This window comes from Citrobacter sp. S-77 (assembly GCF_963864895.1).
Classification (GTDB): Bacteria; Pseudomonadota; Gammaproteobacteria; order Enterobacterales; family Enterobacteriaceae; genus Citrobacter; species Citrobacter murliniae.
This window is the reverse complement of record NZ_CAWLWU010000002.1, coordinates 4,781,744-4,797,581: the sequence shown is the minus strand read 5'-3', so window position 1 is coordinate 4,797,581 and position 15,838 is coordinate 4,781,744. Positions and strand designations below refer to the sequence as shown.

At 51.7% G+C, this 15,838-nt stretch carries 17 protein-coding genes, 1 pseudogene and 1 other annotated feature; of the genes and pseudogenes, 11 read left to right on the top strand and 7 right to left on the bottom strand.

From position 1 onward, the window contains the following. Window positions 1–29: 29 nt before the first annotated feature. Both yidA and AACS05_RS23440 read left to right on the top strand, forming a co-directional pair. Window positions 30–842: a sugar-phosphatase gene (yidA, locus tag AACS05_RS23445; RefSeq protein WP_045448953.1), complete on the top strand. Its 813-nt coding sequence runs from the start codon at window positions 30–32 to the stop codon at window positions 840–842. Between the two features lie 21 nt (window positions 843–863). Continuing rightward, window positions 864–950: pseudogene (locus tag AACS05_RS23440) on the top strand (hypothetical protein); the annotation flags it as partial. On the opposite strand, the gene cbrA reads toward AACS05_RS23440, so the two are convergent. Further along, window positions 947–2,053 (bottom strand): colicin M resistance lipid reductase CbrA, encoded by a 1,107-nt coding sequence (gene cbrA, locus AACS05_RS23435; protein ID WP_045448951.1) that lies wholly within the window; start codon window positions 2,051–2,053, stop codon window positions 947–949. The pseudogene AACS05_RS23440 and the gene cbrA overlap by 4 nt on opposite strands. Window positions 2,054–2,152: 99 nt before the next feature. Between cbrA and AACS05_RS23430 the strand changes: the two genes are divergently transcribed. Further along, window positions 2,153–3,379: a DUF3748 domain-containing protein gene (locus AACS05_RS23430; protein WP_045448949.1), complete on the top strand. Its 1,227-nt coding sequence runs from the start codon at window positions 2,153–2,155 to the stop codon at window positions 3,377–3,379. Window position 3,380: 1 nt separating this feature from the next. Here the strand turns inward: AACS05_RS23430 and AACS05_RS23425 are convergent, their stop codons facing one another. Beyond that, on the bottom strand, window positions 3,381–3,713 hold the full coding sequence (locus AACS05_RS23425) for a YceK/YidQ family lipoprotein (protein WP_190284582.1): 333 nt from the start codon (window positions 3,711–3,713) through the stop codon (window positions 3,381–3,383). A gap of 240 nt (window positions 3,714–3,953) precedes the next feature. Further along, window positions 3,954–4,026 (top strand) — a sequence feature (ROSE (Repression Of Heat Shock gene Expression) occurs in the 5'-region of heat shock genes and acts as an RNA thermometer to modulate expression.). Between AACS05_RS23425 and ibpA the strand changes: the two genes are divergently transcribed. The 6 genes from ibpA (at window position 4,020) to AACS05_RS23395 (ending at window position 8,152) form a co-directional block, all read left to right on the top strand. Beyond that, a complete protein-coding gene (gene ibpA / locus AACS05_RS23420; protein WP_045448945.1) occupies window positions 4,020–4,433 on the top strand; it encodes a small heat shock chaperone IbpA in 414 nt (137 codons plus the stop codon). It overlaps the preceding feature by 7 nt. Before the next feature lie 110 nt (window positions 4,434–4,543). Continuing rightward, window positions 4,544–4,972 (top strand): small heat shock chaperone IbpB, encoded by a 429-nt coding sequence (gene ibpB, locus AACS05_RS23415; protein WP_045448943.1) that lies wholly within the window; start codon window positions 4,544–4,546, stop codon window positions 4,970–4,972. Between the two features lie 125 nt (window positions 4,973–5,097). Continuing rightward, a complete protein-coding gene (locus tag AACS05_RS23410) occupies window positions 5,098–6,759 on the top strand; it encodes a putative transporter (RefSeq protein WP_045448941.1) in 1,662 nt (553 codons plus the stop codon). Window positions 6,760–6,925: 166 nt separating this feature from the next. Next, window positions 6,926–7,273: a YidH family protein gene (locus AACS05_RS23405; protein ID WP_045448938.1), complete on the top strand. Its 348-nt coding sequence runs from the start codon at window positions 6,926–6,928 to the stop codon at window positions 7,271–7,273. Continuing rightward, entirely contained in the window at window positions 7,263–7,625 is a 363-nt protein-coding gene (locus tag AACS05_RS23400) for a DUF202 domain-containing protein (RefSeq protein ID WP_045448937.1), read from the top strand. Before AACS05_RS23405 ends, AACS05_RS23400 begins: the two co-directional genes overlap by 11 nt. Beyond that, window positions 7,622–8,152 (top strand): radical SAM protein, encoded by a 531-nt coding sequence (locus AACS05_RS23395; RefSeq protein WP_045448936.1) that lies wholly within the window; start codon window positions 7,622–7,624, stop codon window positions 8,150–8,152. Before AACS05_RS23400 ends, AACS05_RS23395 begins: the two co-directional genes overlap by 4 nt. Window positions 8,153–8,164: 12 nt before the next feature. Here AACS05_RS23395 and dsdA read toward each other — a convergent pair whose 3' ends face one another. Next, complete coding sequence (dsdA, locus tag AACS05_RS23390) at window positions 8,165–9,487, bottom strand: D-serine ammonia-lyase (protein WP_045448935.1); 1,323 nt, start codon at window positions 9,485–9,487, stop codon at window positions 8,165–8,167. A 17-nt stretch (window positions 9,488–9,504) separates the two neighbouring features. Continuing rightward, a complete protein-coding gene (gene dsdX, locus AACS05_RS23385) occupies window positions 9,505–10,842 on the bottom strand; it encodes a D-serine transporter DsdX (protein WP_045448933.1) in 1,338 nt (445 codons plus the stop codon). A 229-nt stretch (window positions 10,843–11,071) separates the two neighbouring features. On the opposite strand from dsdX, the gene dsdC reads away from it, so the two are divergent. Next, entirely contained in the window at window positions 11,072–11,995 is a 924-nt protein-coding gene (gene dsdC, locus AACS05_RS23380) for a DNA-binding transcriptional regulator DsdC (RefSeq protein ID WP_045448930.1), read from the top strand. Window positions 11,996–12,084: 89 nt separating this feature from the next. Next, window positions 12,085–13,146 carry a cellulase family glycosylhydrolase gene (locus AACS05_RS23375; RefSeq protein WP_045448928.1) on the top strand — a complete coding sequence of 354 codons (1,062 nt, stop codon included), beginning with the start codon at window positions 12,085–12,087 and terminating at the stop codon, window positions 13,144–13,146. On the opposite strand, the gene emrD is transcribed toward AACS05_RS23375, so the two are convergent. From emrD to tisB, 3 genes are all read right to left on the bottom strand, one after another. Further along, a complete protein-coding gene (gene emrD, locus AACS05_RS23370; protein WP_045448926.1) occupies window positions 13,073–14,257 on the bottom strand; it encodes a multidrug efflux MFS transporter EmrD in 1,185 nt (394 codons plus the stop codon). The two genes, AACS05_RS23375 and emrD, sit on opposite strands and share 74 nt — an antisense overlap. 224 nt (window positions 14,258–14,481) lie before the next feature. Further along, a complete protein-coding gene (locus AACS05_RS23365; protein ID WP_045448924.1) occupies window positions 14,482–15,315 on the bottom strand; it encodes a DMT family transporter in 834 nt (277 codons plus the stop codon). Window positions 15,316–15,433: 118 nt separating this feature from the next. Beyond that, entirely contained in the window at window positions 15,434–15,523 is a 90-nt protein-coding gene (tisB, locus tag AACS05_RS23360) for a type I toxin-antitoxin system toxin TisB (protein ID WP_003840643.1), read from the bottom strand. Window positions 15,524–15,838: the final 315 nt, after the last annotated feature.

The window sequence follows — 15,838 nt, the reverse complement described above, 5'->3', positions numbered from 1 at the left end:
AGGATGGACTCATTTAATCCGGGGAACTCATGGCTATCAAACTTATTGCTATCGATATGGATGGCACACTTCTGCTGCCCGATCACACCATTTCACCTGCGGTCAAAACGGCGATTGCCGCGGCGCGCGCGCGTGGTATAAACGTGGTGCTGACCACGGGTCGCCCGTATGCCGGCGTCCATAGCTACCTGAAAGAACTTCACATGGAACAACCCGGTGACTACTGCATTACCTACAACGGTGCGCTGGTGCAGAAAGCGGGGGATGGCAGTACCGTTGCACAAACTGCGCTGAGCTATGATGATTATCGTTACCTGGAACAGCTGTCTCGTGAAGTGGGTTCACACTTCCACGCACTCGATCGCAACACGCTTTATACGGCTAACCGCGATATTAGTTACTATACGGTGCATGAATCTTTTGTCGCGACCATTCCGCTGGTGTTCTGCGAAGCAGAGAAGATGGATCCGGCAACCCAGTTCCTGAAAGTGATGATGATTGACGAGCCAGAGATCCTCGATAAAGCGATAGCGCGTATTCCGGCTGAAGTGAAAGAAAAGTATACCGTGCTGAAAAGTGCGCCGTACTTCCTCGAAATTCTGGATAAACGTGTCAATAAAGGCACCGGTGTAAAATCACTGGCGGATGCGCTGGGAATCAAAGCCGAAGAGGTCATGGCGATAGGCGATCAGGAAAATGACATCGCGATGCTCGAGTACGCAGGTATGGGTGTTGCAATGGACAACGCCATTCCGTCTGTGAAAGAGATTGCCAACTTCGTGACGAAATCCAACCTTGAAGACGGCGTGGCGTATGCCATTGAGAAGTTTGCGCTGAAATAAGTCAGCCACTTTTATTTACAGCCCGCGCTGGTCTATATCTCCGCTGTTGCCCTGATTGGCGCGATGTCATACATCCTGCTGGTTGGTGATGTGAAACGCGTAGGTTAATGCTCTTCAATCAGCCCGCCGGGTGTCACGGTGGGCTGCTCTTCCTGACCTGACGGGATATGTGCAACGCCGCTTTGCATTATCCATTTACGTGCTTGTGCTGATGTTAATGCCCGACTCTTAAGGATCTTGCCATACAGCTTGATACGCAGTTTGCGGGTGGCTTTGCGGTAAGCGTTATTGATATCTGGCGCTCCCTGCAGGAGTACGCATTTCAGGATCTCCGCGCTGTCCAGCGCATAGCTAATTCCCTCCAGCGAGCTGGCGCTGATAAATCCGGCAGCTTCACCAATCAGAAATGCGTTTTTTTCACCGCAGACAAAGTCCGACCAGCGTGATGGGAACAGCACCGTGCATTTCTCGCTTTTTACCGGTTTACCGAACTGAAAATGGAACGTCTCCATCTTTGTTTTCAGCGCTTCAAAGCGTGCCTGACCATCCTTCATTGGGTATGCGCCACCGAAGATAAAAAATCCGTCTTTGCTGATACTCCAGGAGTAACAGTCCGTAGCATCGTTATCAAAAATACACGAGTAAAACGGTACGGGATGTTGTTCAGCAAACCACTGCTGAATGGCGACATATTTACGGATTTGATGTTGTGGGTAGAGATGACGGCGCACCAGTGAATTCGCTCCGTCGGCACCGACCAGATAACGGGCTGTAATCTGCTGTTCCCAACCGTCTGCGCGGAATATCACATGCCATTTACCGTCCTCGTGCCAGATTTTTCGACACAGGCTGTCGTGGTAAATTCTCACATCATCAGGAATAAGAGATTTCAGCCATAAATCAAAAGCATGTCGGTTAATGTTGATGTAGCTACGCTGGTAATTGCGCGTTAGTGATGCCGCTGTATCGATCGTTTTAACACTAAAAATCTGCGGGTTGGCGATGACATCAACGGGTAGCGTAATTCCGTCGCGGATAAACGATCTCTGGGCATCAGGAGCAAGCAAACCACCGCAGGGTTTGGTAAATCCTTCATTTCCACACTGGCGTTTTTTATCCAGTGCAATCACACGCATTTTTCCGCTCAACTGTCGCGCCAGCGCTGCACCTGCCGGGCCTAAGCCGATAATCGCTACGTCAAAATGTTCCATCTTTCTGTCCGCAATAATTAAGATAGCGATACGCTAAAGCCTGAAAGTGAAGTCCTTGTGAAGTATGATTGCTTAAATCGTCTTGTATCAGGGCTCTTCATGAAGCAAATCACCTTTACGCCGCGTAATCATCAGCTTACCAATATCAACACCTGGACCCCGGACAGCCAGTGGCTGGTTTTTGATGTTCGTCCTTCCGGCGCATCGTTTACCGGTGAGACGATTGAACGCGTTAATATTCATACCGGCGAGCTTGAGGTGGTTTATCGCGCTACGCAGGGGGCGCATGTCGGCGTAGTGACCGTTCATCCAAAATCGGAAAAATATGTTTTTATTCATGGGCCTGAGAATCCAGATGAACACTGGCGTTACGATTTCCATCATCGCCGTGGCGTGATTGCTGGACCGCGTGGGGTGGTTAATCTGGATGCTATGGATATTACCTCGCCGTACACGCCAGGAGCGTTGCGCGGCGGTAGTCATGTCCATGTCTTCAGCCCGAACGGAGAGTTTGTCAGCTTCACCTACAACGACCATGTATTGCATGAACGCGATCCGGCGCTGGATTTACGTAACGTCGGGGTGGCTGCACCTTATGGGCCGGTGAACGTGTCCGCACAGCACCCGCGTGAGTACAGCGGTAGCTACTGGTGCGTACTGGTGAGCCAGACTACGCCTGCGCCACGGCCGGGCAGCGATGAGATAAACCGCGCCTACGAAGAAGGTTGGGTGGGAAATCATACGCTGGCGTTTATTGGTGACACGCTGTCTGTAAATGGCGAGAAAGTTCCGGAGCTGTTCATCGTTGATACACCGAGGAATGAAGGCGGCTGGAAACAGCCAGGTTATGCGCCTCTGGAAGGGACTGAATCGACAATGCCAGCACCGCCATCTGGTGTGGCTCAGCGTCGCCTGACGTTTACACATAACCGCGCCTTTCCAGGGCTGGTGAATCAGCCCCGCCATTGGGTGCGCAGTAATCCAAAGGCGTCTGAAATTGCGTTTCTGATGCGTGATGATAGCGGTGTTGTGCAGCTGTGGCTGATCTCACCACAGGGCGGTGTACCTCGTCAGCTTACGCGATGTACTACGGATATTCAGTCAGCGTTCAACTGGCATCCGTCGGGAAAATGGCTGGGATTTGTGCTGGAAAACCGAATTGTCTGCTGTGATGCGCAGACCGGAAAAATTGATTATTTAACCGAGCGTCACGGTAATCCACCTTCCGCAGATGCGATCGTGTTCTCACCTGATGGTCAACAGGTCGCGTGGATGGAGGATGTCGAGGGTTTCCGTCAGCTATGGGTGGCGGAAACCGGGCGGTAACTTAAGGGGCGGGCATACTCGCCGGGGGGATAACGGAGTTGGTGACTTGCGTTCTCTCCTCACTCCTTTCTACGCGGGATCTGACTGAGTTATCTGAACGGAAAAGATCCCACGGGAGTAGTATCGTATCCAGGACAGCGGTAAATGGCATATCCAGAATGGCCAGCGACTTTGTTCCCCAGTTTGTATCGCTTTCGCTTATCATCGTAGCGCTGGCGCGAGTGCCAGGATAGGTCCCCTCTTTGCCCCCGGTATGCGACATTACGCTGGAGCAGCCACTCACTAAGACCATCGCGCTGTACATTATCACTGTTAACAACATTTTTTTTATCATCATTTATTCATCTGTTAATCATCGGTATTTGCCTGATGAGTTATCGCGATCCATTGCGAAAAATAACGTCACCATCATGTCGCACTACGGCGGCTATCGCACTCTAACGACAACGACTGTCCACCCAGTGTATGCAATAGACAACAAACTGCAAAAAAAGTCAGATGAATACGCTTGAAAAGTTTGTATTAAGACCCATTTTTAGGATGTAGACACATGAAGGGCACGCCTGATGGGTGTCCTGGCTACCTGACCTGTCCATGATGGAAGGTCTAACATTCTCGCTGATTTCAGGAGCTATTGATTATGCGTAACTTTGACTTATCCCCACTGTACCGTTCTGCAATTGGTTTTGATCGTCTGTTTAACCTTCTGGAAAGCAATCAGAGCCAGAGCAATGGTGGCTACCCTCCGTATAACGTTGAGCTGGTAGACGAAAACCATTATCGCATTGCGATTGCCGTTGCGGGCTTTGCTGAAAGCGAGCTGGAGATTACCGCCCAGGATAATTTGCTGGTGGTAAAAGGCGCTCATGCGGACGAGCAAAAAGAACGTACTTACCTGTATCAGGGTATTGCCGAGCGCAACTTTGAACGCAAGTTCCAGTTGGCTGAGAACATTCATGTTCGTGGTGCAAACCTGGTGAACGGTCTGCTGTATATCGAGCTTGAGCGCGTGATCCCGGAAGCGAACAAACCGCGCCGTATCGAAATCAACTAATTCTGTTGGGCCGCGTCAGGCGGCCTGCTATCCCATGCTCGCCGTCAGGGAGCATATGCGAATCCTTGGATTCGCAGGTACTTACTCGCTTCTTAGAAGGAGAAATGACTATGCGTAATTACGACTTATCCCCACTGCTGCGTCAATGGATTGGTTTTGACAAACTGGCCAATGCTTTGCAAAACAGCGGTGAAAGCCAGAGCTTCCCACCCTATAACATCGAAAAGAGCGATGATAACCACTACCGCATTACCCTTGCGTTAGCTGGTTTCCGCCAGGAAGATCTGGATATTCAACTGGAAGGCACTCGCCTGACCGTGAAAGGCACGCCGCAGCAGCCGGATAAAGAGACCAAATGGCTGCACCAGGGGCTGGTAACTCAGTCCTTTAGCCTGAGTTTTACTCTGGCAGAAAATATGGAAGTCTCCGGCGCAAGCTTCACTAATGGCTTGCTGCACATCGATTTAATTCGCAATGAGCCAGAAACTATTCCGCCGCAGCGGATTGCCATTAGCGAACGTCCCGCATTAAATAGCTAATTAGCTCCTTGCCTTTGCCCCGCCATAAATGACGGGGCTTTTTTTGTGCTTTACCACCCATACTTTGCGCCTGTACTCTGCCAGAATCCATTTACTTAATGATGTTATTCACAGGGAACAGGATAATGAGTGATATAGCATTGACGGTCAGCGTTCTGGCATTGGTGGCGGTTGTCGGGTTATGGATCGGCAACATCAAAATACGCGGCGTTGGTTTTGGCATCGGGGGCGTGCTGTTCGGCGGTATCATTGTCGGGCATTTTGTCGATCAGGCAGGGATGACTCTGAGCGGTGACATGCTGCATTTTATTCAGGAGTTTGGCCTGATACTGTTTGTGTATACCATCGGAATTCAGGTGGGGCCGGGCTTCTTTGCTTCTCTGCGGGTTTCGGGCTTACGCCTGAATCTTTTCGCCGTCCTGATCGTCATTATGGGGGGGCTGGTCACCGCTCTTCTGCATAAGATTTTTGCCATTCCTCTTCCTGTCGTGCTGGGAATATTCTCCGGTGCGGTCACCAATACCCCGGCGCTGGGCGCGGGGCAGCAAATTCTGCGCGATTTGGGTACACCTGTTGATATCGTAGATCAGATGGGGATGAGCTATGCCATGGCTTATCCTTTCGGTATTTGCGGTATCTTGCTCACTATGTGGTTGATGCGTCTTATTTTTCGCGTCAATGTTGAGGCAGAGGCTAAGCAGCATGAATCAACGCTTACTAACGGACATGCGCTGATTCAGACGATGAACATTCGTGTTGAGAACCCGAACCTCAACAATATGGCGATTCAGGATGTGCCTATTCTGAATAGCGATAAAATCATCTGCTCTCGCCTGAAACGTGAAGAGACGTTGATGGTGCCGTCGCCGGGGACGATTATCCAATTGGGCGACTTGTTACATCTGGTTGGGCAGCCTGCCGACCTGCACAACGCGCAGGTCGTGATTGGGCAGGAAGTGGATACCTCTCTGTCGACGCGGGGAACGGATTTGCGCGTTGAGCGCGTGGTGGTGACTAACGAGCAGGTACTTGGTAAACGGATCCGTGACCTGCACTTTAAAGAGCGCTACGACGTGGTGATCTCTCGACTGAACCGTGCGGGCGTTGAGTTGGTCGCCAGCAGTGATGCCAGCTTGCAGTTTGGGGATATTCTCAATCTGGTTGGACGCCCCTCGTCCATCGATGCCGTTGCCAATGTCGTGGGCAACGCGCAGCAAAAACTGCAACAGGTGCAGATGTTGCCAGTGTTTATCGGCATCGGGCTTGGGGTTTTGTTGGGGTCCATTCCGTTGTTTATCCCAGGCTTCCCGGTGGCGTTAAAGCTGGGGCTGGCCGGTGGTCCGCTAATTATGGCGCTGATACTTGGACGTATTGGCAGCATCGGCAAGCTGTACTGGTTTATGCCGCCGAGCGCCAACCTGGCGCTGCGTGAGTTAGGTATTGTGCTCTTTCTGGCGGTAGTTGGCCTGAAGTCAGGTGGTGATTTTGTCGATACGTTGATGCAGGGAGATGGTCTGAGTTGGGTTGGCTATGGCATCTTTATCACCGCTATTCCGCTGATTACCGTCGGGATACTGGCGCGTATCTTTGCCAAAATGAACTACCTGACGCTGTGCGGAATGTTGGCTGGTTCCATGACCGATCCACCTGCGCTGGCGTTTGCCAACAACCTCCATGCTACCAGCGGTGCGGCAGCGCTCTCTTATGCCACGGTTTATCCACTGGTGATGTTCCTGCGTATTATTACTCCACAGCTGCTGGCAGTGATTTTCTGGGGAATGGGATAAGTCTTTTAACTCACTGAAGATATTGCTCTTATCAGGCCTACAAGATCTATTTTGTAGGCCTTTCCTTTGTCTGAATCACATTACGCAGCCTAACGTTTGATAATCGGGTTCATACTCCTTTACTGTTCCGGTATAACGACCAGATAACAACATTGAAGGAGTTGTGATGAAGATTTCCCTCCTCGGAGAAGCGCCAGATTACCGTTTCTCGCTGGCAAATGAGCGTACTTTTCTGGCGTGGATCCGTACCGCGCTGGGGTTTCTGGCCGCGGGTGTCGGCCTGGACCAACTGGCACCGGATTTCGCCACGCCGGTCATTCGAGAACTGTTGGCTCTGCTGCTGTGCTTGTTTGCGGGCGGTCTGGCGATTTATGGTTACTTGCGCTGGCTGCGTAATGAAAAGGCAATGCGTCTGAAAGAGGACTTGCCGTACACCCATAGCCTTTTGATAATCAGCCTGATTTTGATGTTTGTCGCGGTGATTGTGATGGGGCTGGTATTGTATGCCGGATAGCCGTAAATCGCGGCGTATTGCCGATCCCGGGCTGCAACCGGAGCGTACATCGCTTGCCTGGCTTCGAACTCTTCTTGGCTACGGCGCATTAATGGCGCTGGCGTTGAAGCATAACTGGCATCAGGTGGGATTTCTCTTCTGGGTTTCTCTCGGTGTACTGGCGATCGTGGCGATAATTCTCTGGCGCTATACCCGCAGTCGTAATCTGATGGACGTTGCACATAACGATTTTTCTGAATCTCGTGCGGTGCGTGACAAATTTATGATCTCTCTCGCGGTGTTATCTCTCGCAATACTGTTTGCTGTAACACACGTTCGCCAACTTATCGTATTTATCGGGGATTTTGCATGACGGGGTGTGAGGACATGGATGTTAGTGAGGGGGGGATTAAGATGGTGGTGGTGGATCACCAGAAATGTCAGTACCCTGTTGATTTATATCGAAATTTACAGAAAGACGGCGTTCGTTCTGTGCAGTTTATTCCCCTGGTTGAACGTGATGAAAAAGGCAACCTGACAGCTGAATCTGTTTCTTCAGAAGACTGGGGACGGTTTTTAAATACGGTATTTGATATCTGGGTTCGTGAGGATATTACTCGAATATCCATTCCACTGTTCGATAACACGCTGAATCGGTGGTGTGGTCGGACGGGACAAGCCGATCGACAGACGATTTCACTGCTGAGTACGCGCTGTCAGTCATGTTCCTTGCTGCAATTCTATCGTGGCGATTGCCCGGCATATTGTGATGATGGGAAGGGGGGACTGTGCGCAGGTTATCAAGCGTTCTTTGACCACACCGCCCCGCATATGCGCGTCATGCGCGACTTGCTTAAACAGCATCGCTCACCGATGGAACTGATGGCGATGCTGCGTTAAGGTCAACGGCGTTTAACGTCCTTTAGCGAGGTACTGCGCCATTTCTTCATCCGGCACCATACCGCCGCCGGTGGCCCAGACCAGATGGGTGGCGTTATTGAGCTGCTCTGCGCTGAATCCGTGCATCTGCTGATAGTCAGCAGAATTGCATACGCGCTGAGGACCGGCCATGCCCGCCAGAGCTGAAGGCTCCAGGCGAATACCTTCCTCCTGTGCCAGCCAGCCCAGCATATCGTACATAGTCTGGTCATCAAGAGTGTACAGGCCATCAAGCAGACGCTCCATTGCGCGGCCTACAAAACCCGAAGCGCGACCGACTGCCAGACCATCTGCCGCGGTCAGGTTGTCGATACCAATCTCCTGAACGGAAATCGTATCGTGCAACCCGGTGTAAACTCCCAGCAGCATGCACGGTGAATGGGTTGGCTCAGCAAAGAAGCAGTGCACGTTATCGCCGAACGCTAATTTCAGGCCAAACGCCACGCCGCCAGGTCCGCCGCCCACACCGCACGGTAGATAGACAAATAACGGATGTTCGGCATCCACCACGCGACCTTGCTGTGCAAACTGTGCCTTCAGACGTTGTCCGGCAACCGCATAGCCCAGGAACAATGTGCGGGAGTTTTCGTCATCGATAAAGAAGCAGTTGGGATCGGATTCTGCCGCCTTGCGACCCTGTTCAACAGCCACGCCGTAATCTTCTTCGTACTCAACTACCGTTACTCCGTGGCTGCGCAGTTTGGCTTTTTTCCATGCACGGGCGTCAGCAGACATATGTACAGTTACCTTAAAGCCAATGCAGGCGCTCATAATGCCGATCGACATTCCCAGGTTACCGGTTGAGCCTACCGCGATGCTGTACTGGCTGAAAAACTGTTTGAACTCAGGAGATAGCAGGATGCTGTAATCATCGTCGGTGGTTAGCAGACCGGCTTCCAGCGCCAGTTTTTCGGCGTGAGTCAGCACTTCATAAATACCGCCACGGGCTTTAATCGAGCCGGAAATTGGCAGGTGGCTGTCTTTTTTCAGCAGTATTTCGCCGCAAATACTCTGGCCGTACTCTTTTTCCAGCCGTTTTTGCATCGCAGGAATAGCGGCTAGCTCAGATTCGATGATGCCGCCGGTTGCAGCGGTTTCCGGGAATGCTTTCGCCAAATACGGTGCAAAACGAGCCAGACGGGCGTGAGCATCCTGCACATCGTGCTCCGTCAGACCCACGTAGGGTAAACCTTCCGCAAGAGAGGTGGTGCCCGGGTTAAACCAGGTCGTTTCTTTGAGTGCGACCAGATCCTCCACTAAAGGATACTGGGCGATGAGTTTTTGCATGTTTTCCATAGTACGTCTCTTTGCGCTTAGATGATAAAGGAAAGCAGGAATGTGCACGCTAGTGCAATCACCGACGCGATAAATGTCGCGGTCGTATAGTATTTAAACGTCTCATTCAGGGTAGCGCCGCAGTACTGCTTCACCAGCCAGAAGAGAGAATCTGTGACGATTGTGCAGCCAATTGCGCCAGAACCGATGGCAATAGTGATGATCTCCGGGCTGACGTTGGGGTAGAGCGGTAGCATCGGAGCAACAATCGCCGTTGCGCCCATCATCGCTACCGTAGCTGAACCCACTGCGGCATGCAGGATCAATGCCACCAGCCAGGCCAGCAGAATCGGGTGCATATGCATGTTGGAGAGGATCAGTGCCAGGGTATCCGCCAGGCCGCTGCTTTTGAGGATAGCGTTGAATGCGCCACCGGCACCGATAATCAGCAGAATGTTAGCAATTGAGCCAAACCCGTTCTCAGTATGGGTCAGCAGTGTGCTCATGCCGATATGCTGGCGCAGGCCGAGAATGTAATAGGCCACGAAGACGGCGATAAACATTGCTGTGATCGGATTACCGATAAACTCCAGCAGCGTATATACCGTACTGCCTTTCGCCATGTTCAGTTCAGCGACTGTTTTCACCAGCATCAGACCAATTGGCAGCAGTACGGTAAACAGCGTTGCACCCAGTGATGGCAGCGTGTTTTCGTCGCGTACCTTGAGGTCGGAAAACTCGGCTGGTACTGGTTTAAACGGCAGGCGGTTACCGAGGAATTTGAGGTACAGCGGCCCACCAATCAGGGATGCCATCAGTCCAACAAGTAAACCATAAACGATAACAGTACCTAGATCCGCGCCCAGTTTATTCGCCACAAACAAGGCTGCCGGGTGTGGCGGTACTACACAATGCACCGCCATCAGTGCAGTACACAGCGGAATAGCCAGCTTCAGTAATGAGGTATTCGTTTTTTTGGCAATTGAAAATGCCAGGGGAATCAGAAGCACCACGCCGACTTCAACAAACAGCGTAATACCGCAAATCAGCCCAACCAGCACCATAATGACGTCAGCAGAAAGCCAGCGGCAGCGTTGAAGCGTCAGGCCGATGCGTTCCGCTGCGCCAGAAACCTCCATCATTTTACCAAGAATGGTTCCCAGACCGATAACCGCGGCGAGGAATCCCAGTGTGCCGCCGATGCCACTCTCAATGGCATTGACCATATCCAGCGGCCCCATGCCCATCATCGTACCCACGAAGAAACTGGCTAACAGCAGCGCCAGAAACGGATGGAATTTAAACTTCACGATGGTCAAAACGATCAACACGATGCTTATCAGCAGCGTGCTCACAACCCAGATTTGAGAGTGCATATCTCACCTTGCCCTGTGATTAACATAGGTTACATTGGACAAAAAAACGGCATGGGCTGACAAACGATAAAATTGGCCTTTCACATGAGCCAAATTGAATCAAATGGGTGATTTAGGTCTTATTATGGATAGTTTATGCGACATGCTTCACTTTGAATCATCTTTGTGCTGATTTTTTCATCGCATTTTTTTACACTCCGGCTAAAAATTCAGGATGACGGAGGTAAATATGGATCCCCTGCGTGATGTCAGAAATCGTCTGCTCAATGGCTGGCAGCTATCAAAACTCTATACCTTTGAGGTGGCGGCCAGACATCAGTCTTTTGCGCTGGCGGCAGACGAACTGTCGTTAAGCCCGAGCGCCGTCAGCCATCGTATTAATCAGCTCGAAGAGGAGTTGGGCATCCAGTTGTTTGTTCGTTCACATCGCAAAGTGGAACTCACTCATGAAGGTAAGCGAGTGTTCTGGGCGCTGAAATCATCGCTGGATACACTCAATCAGGAAATTCTCGATATCAAGAATCAGGAGCTGTCAGGGACGCTCACCGTTTATTCACGCCCCTCCATTGCCCAGTGTTGGCTGGTTCCGGCTCTCGGTGACTTTACCCGCCGCTATCCATCGATTTCACTGACGATATTGACCGGGAATGACAACGTCAATTTGCAACGAGCCGGGATCGATCTGGCCATCTATTTTGACGATGCACCTTCCGCGCAACTCACTCACCATTTTCTGATGGATGAAGCAATAGTACCGGTATGCAGCCCGGACTATGCTCGCCGCTATGAGCTGGCAGGGTCTTTGGTGAACCTGCCACATTGCACGCTGCTGCACGACAGGCAGGCGTGGAGCAACGACTCGGGTACCGATGAGTGGCACAGTTGGGCGCAGCATTTTTCAGTGAATTTGCCGACATCGTCTGGTATTGGCTTTGATCGTTCTGATTTAGCGGTGATTGCGGCAATGAACCACATTGGTGTGGCAATGGGGAGAAAGAGGCTGGTGCAAAAACGTCTCGACAGCGGTGAGCTGATCGCCCCTTTTGGTGATATGGCGCTGAAATGTCACCAGCATTATTACATCACCACGCTGCCAGGCAGACAGTGGCCAAAAATCGAGGCGTTTATCGGCTGGCTGCAAGAACAGGTATGATGATAATTATTACGTTTTCGCTCTACACCTGATACCAGAGATTGTGCTAAATACGTGATATCACTCCCGGTTAATGCCTGAGGACAACCGTGTTAAAGCCGCTCATTTCTCTCATGTTGCTGTCCAGTGCCGCTGTGTATGCGGCTGAACCGCCGTTAACGGCTGAACACTACGCGCAACAGCTTGGAGTAGGAATGGACGTCGACTGGGCGCGCACTGAAAGGGGGATCCGTGAGTTCGATCCGCTGGTAGTGCGGGATTTTCGGGCGCAGGGGCTAACTCATGTGCGGATTCGCGTTGCGGGCGAGCCAACAGAGGCCAGGCTTATCCATCTGCGTAAGCTGGTGGAAGCCTGTGAGCAATATGGCGTGATCCCGATAATTGCTTATCAGGCGGATGAGTACAAAAAAGACCCTTCTACCGGAAATGAAAAAGAGGTCGTTAACTGGTGGGTGGCTGTGGCGCATTACTTTGGTCAAAGCTCACCGCTATTGGGTTTTGACCTGATCTATGAACCTGCCGATAAACTTAATCATAATCAGGTATCCCTCAATCGGGTGTATGACAAAACGATTCGCATGATTCATGCCATCGACCCGCAGCGTATGATTTTTGTCGCACCACGCCTGCGCGCCGCGCCGGAAGATTTACCAAACCTGAAGCTACCGCCGCAAAGTCAGAGTTACGTTCTGGCTGAATGGCATATTTTTCCGTGGGGGCCGCTAAAAAATAACGGGAAATACCCGTGGACATCGGGTACAACGGCGGAAAAGGCTGCCATTCGTGCCCGAATTAACAGTGCTATTCACTGGCAGCAGAAAACGGGTCATGTCAGTTGGGTCGGTGGCTGGGCACCCGGTGAAACGATCAAAAACACGCCTTCCGCTGCGCAGTACGCGTTTGCCAGATTTATGGCATGTGAATTGAAGAAAGCGAAAATTCCCTATGCCATCAATACCAATACACAGTTTTATGATGGCGAGGAAGGAGCCTGGCGTCCGGCGCTGGAACCGTTAATGAAGATGATGATCATGCCGGAGTGTGAAAAGCCCGGCGATAAACCGGGCCATCATTCGCTTAAACCGCCTGCCCCTGATGAGACACACGTGATGCCAGCGGCAACCAGCACACAAAAATCAGTAGCCCCATAAGGGTCATCAGCAGGCCAAGACTGGCCTGTCCGGTTTGCGGCAGCATCGCGGAGAGCCATGCCAGCACGCCGGAACCAATGTTTTGTAAACCGCCGACCAGCGCTCCGGCTGTACCTGCCAGAAACGGGAAAGGCTCCATTGCGCCGCTGGTTGCCAGCGGGAACAGCATTCCGGCACCAAAGAAAAACAATGCGGCGGGAACCAGCAGTGTCCAGACGTTCATCACGTCAAACAGGCCAGGGATCCACATCATCAGCCCGGCTACCAGACAGCAGGTAACGGACTGCCACATCAGCGTCGAGAAGCGCTTGTTTGGGCGACCGGCGAACCACGCGCCGAAAAACGCCGCAGGAATAGGCAGAATAAACAGAATACTGACCGCCATGCTGCTTAAGCCTAAAACAGCGCCCATTAATACCCCGGAGCAGGCTTCGAAGACCGCAACGCCCGCCAGACCGCCAATCAGCATCAGCACGTAACAAGTGAATGCACCGTTGCCAAACAAGGTTTTGTAGCTGGCGATAAGCCGTGGGCGAGGTGCACCCGCAGGTCGCGTTTCAGGCATCCAGCGTGCCATGCTAAAGGTAACGCCCGCGCACAGAATCAACAGGAAAATATAGCAGGCGCGCCAGTTCCACAGGGTATCCAACATGCCGCCAATCAGCGGTGCCAACAGTGGGCTGACGAGGATCCCCATATTTAACAAGCTGTTGGCATGACGCAACTGAGTGCCTTCATACAGATCTCGCGGTAAAGTTCGCGCCATTACACCGCCGACCCCTGTTCCCATTCCCTGTATAGCGCTGGCGATAATCAGTATCGTCAGGCTGTGGGTTGTAATGGCTACCAGCGTTGCCAGCATAAAAATGGACATCCCAGTGAGGATAACCGGGCGACGCCCTACGCGGTCAGAAAGAGGGCCGTAAAACAGCTGTGACACGCCGTAGGTCAGCAGGTAAGCGGCCATTACGCTTTGCACTGCCCCTTCACGAACGTTCAGTTCACGCGCCATATCGGCAATAGCGGGGATATAAATGGTTTGCGCCATTTGTCCGACCGCCACCAGTAGTACCAACATCAACAACAAATTGACGCTTCTATGCCTTTTCATTTCGCTGATTACTTTTCAAAAATAGAAAAAATAAGAATAAGGTGCTGCTAATTCCCGTAAATGCGCGTGGAATCTACCACATTAAAAAAAGAAGACCATATTCAGAACTGCAATGATCGGGAGGTGAACGGCAGGAAATGTAAACAAAAAGCGGCAATAAATGTTGCCGGAATGAATGGTGATGGCGATGACAGGATAGGTAAGGCGTAGCCGGCATCCGGCAATCAGGATAAACGCAATAAAATTGCCCCCAAAGCAATTCCCCCCGCGGCGATAAGACGTATTCCGGCGACTTTTTCCTTAAGCAGTAGCCAGGCGAGCAGGGCGCCAAACAGAATAGACGTTTCGCGCAGCGCGGCGACGACCGCCAGCGGGGCCTGCGTCATCGCCCACAGCGCCAGTCCGTAAGAGCCCATGGTGCCAATACCGCCCAGAATCCCTTTTTTCCACTGTTGTACCAGATAGCGCGATGCTTCCCGGCGTCGGGCAATCATCGCCCAGCTCAGCAGGCATGAGCCGTTCAGAAAGAACGTCCAAAGCGTATAGCCCAGCGCGGTATCTGATAATCTCACACCGGTGCCATCCACCAGTGTATATCCGGCAATAAAGCAGGCATTGATTAATGCCAGGATAATTCCACGCTGCGAACTGCTGCGACCGTTAAATGCCATCCCGAGGATTGCCAGACAGATCGTAGCAATACCTACCCACGCAAGCATCGACAGGCTATCGCCGAGAAACAGGACGCTAATGATAGCGACCAGCAGTGGGGCTGTGCCGCGCATTAAGGGATAGGTCTGGCTCATGTCCGAGACCTGATAAGTTTTAGCAACCAGTACGGTATACACCACCTGTAACGCGGTTGAGATCGCTAAATATGGCAGGCTGGCGACAGAGGGATGTGATGCAAAAGGTAAACATACCAGCGCCATAACAGCCGCCGAGCCACTTACGCTGATGGCTGAGTAAAGTTTGTCGTTTCCTGCTTTTACAATGGCATTCCAGCTGGCATGAAGCAGCGCGGCAAACAGCAAAATGCAGAAAACAGAAAGGGTCATGGCGGTATTCTTCCCTGAGAATGTCATAAAAACGTAACATATTGGCGCGGTGCAAGCACCAGGGAGAAGTGAAAGAGGAGCGGTTTCCCGCTCCTCTTAGGTGCGACTTGAATCTGAATCACTTAATGTATTTCAGAACGGCATCAAGTAGTTGCAGTGCTGCAACAATGAGTTTGAGGATAAGAATAGCGATATCCACGAGGCTCATACGCTCTCCTTTTGGTACAAGGAGCACGGTGCTGGCGTACCTTGCCGCTGCCTGTTACCAGCACCTTTGTTGACATAACACAGTGTGCTCACACGGGGTTCAGGCGCTGACGGCACCACCCGTTTCAGCCAGGACTTTGTTGCGCCGGTTTACGATGCGGCCCCCGCATAACACATTGCGTACGGTGACATTATAGATAAATACTGTATAAATTAACAGTATTATATGGACGTTCTGCCATCGTTAAGCCATACTCAAAAACATCAAAATTCGTGCCGAAATTGCGTGTTCTTCGCGGAACGCGTATACTTTTAC

What these genes read in the sequence shown, in the direction of transcription:
- yidA (WP_045448953.1), top strand. Translation starts at nt 30, where the DNA reads ATGGCTATCAAACTTATTGCTATCGATATGGATGGCACACTTCTGCTG.
- cbrA (WP_045448951.1), bottom strand. Translation starts at nt 2,053, where the DNA reads ATGGAACATTTTGACGTAGCGATTATCGGCTTAGGCCCGGCAGGTGCA.
- AACS05_RS23430 (WP_045448949.1), top strand. Translation starts at nt 2,153, where the DNA reads ATGAAGCAAATCACCTTTACGCCGCGTAATCATCAGCTTACCAATATC.
- AACS05_RS23425 (WP_190284582.1), bottom strand. Translation starts at nt 3,713, where the DNA reads ATGATAAAAAAAATGTTGTTAACAGTGATAATGTACAGCGCGATGGTC.
- ibpA (WP_045448945.1), top strand. Translation starts at nt 4,020, where the DNA reads ATGCGTAACTTTGACTTATCCCCACTGTACCGTTCTGCAATTGGTTTT.
- ibpB (WP_045448943.1), top strand. Translation starts at nt 4,544, where the DNA reads ATGCGTAATTACGACTTATCCCCACTGCTGCGTCAATGGATTGGTTTT.
- AACS05_RS23410 (WP_045448941.1), top strand. Translation starts at nt 5,098, where the DNA reads ATGAGTGATATAGCATTGACGGTCAGCGTTCTGGCATTGGTGGCGGTT.
- AACS05_RS23405 (WP_045448938.1), top strand. Translation starts at nt 6,926, where the DNA reads ATGAAGATTTCCCTCCTCGGAGAAGCGCCAGATTACCGTTTCTCGCTG.
- AACS05_RS23400 (WP_045448937.1), top strand. Translation starts at nt 7,263, where the DNA reads ATGCCGGATAGCCGTAAATCGCGGCGTATTGCCGATCCCGGGCTGCAA.
- AACS05_RS23395 (WP_045448936.1), top strand. Translation starts at nt 7,622, where the DNA reads ATGACGGGGTGTGAGGACATGGATGTTAGTGAGGGGGGGATTAAGATG.
- dsdA (WP_045448935.1), bottom strand. Translation starts at nt 9,487, where the DNA reads ATGGAAAACATGCAAAAACTCATCGCCCAGTATCCTTTAGTGGAGGAT.
- dsdX (WP_045448933.1), bottom strand. Translation starts at nt 10,842, where the DNA reads ATGCACTCTCAAATCTGGGTTGTGAGCACGCTGCTGATAAGCATCGTG.
- dsdC (WP_045448930.1), top strand. Translation starts at nt 11,072, where the DNA reads ATGGATCCCCTGCGTGATGTCAGAAATCGTCTGCTCAATGGCTGGCAG.
- emrD (WP_045448926.1), bottom strand. Translation starts at nt 14,257, where the DNA reads ATGAAAAGGCATAGAAGCGTCAATTTGTTGTTGATGTTGGTACTACTG.
- AACS05_RS23365 (WP_045448924.1), bottom strand. Translation starts at nt 15,315, where the DNA reads ATGACCCTTTCTGTTTTCTGCATTTTGCTGTTTGCCGCGCTGCTTCAT.
- tisB (WP_003840643.1), bottom strand. Translation starts at nt 15,523, where the DNA reads ATGAGCCTCGTGGATATCGCTATTCTTATCCTCAAACTCATTGTTGCA.